We start from the raw sequence: 339 nt of genomic DNA, 5'->3' as shown, positions 1-339 counted from the left end.
TATAGTATTGCGGTATCTCGCCACAGTTTTTCTTGACGCGTTTGGTTAAGAAATCAGCAACGTAGGTTTTCTGGAGCAGGGCGTCGCCTTTGTATTTCTCGTTTTGGAGAATGCTCATAATTGTCGAGACGCTCCACTTTTCCTTGCCCATTGGCGTTGGTATGCCCTGTTTTGTGAGGTGGTCGGCAATCATCCGGACAGTCTGTCCTTCTAAAAACAGTTGGTAAATCTTGCGGACAATTTTTGCCTCGTCCTCCACAATCTCTAAGATACCATCCTCACCTTTCTTGTACCCAAGGAAGTGTTTATAGGCAAGGGAGAACTTCCCTTCCTCCATGC

Annotated in this window: 1 protein-coding gene; it reads right to left on the bottom strand. The window is 46.3% G+C overall.

Translation table 11 applies throughout. The annotated features are described in order from the left end of the window. Nucleotides 1–339: recombinase family protein (locus E5329_RS29490; RefSeq protein WP_275443915.1), on the bottom strand; the 339-nt coding region annotated here is incomplete at both ends.

Origin of the sequence: Petralouisia muris (genome assembly GCF_004793545.1) — a bacterium.
In the GTDB taxonomy this organism is placed as follows: domain Bacteria; phylum Bacillota; class Clostridia; order Lachnospirales; family Lachnospiraceae; genus Petralouisia; species Petralouisia muris.
The sequence above is the reverse complement of the archived record's forward strand: the minus strand, read 5'-3'. Positions and strand labels throughout refer to the sequence as shown.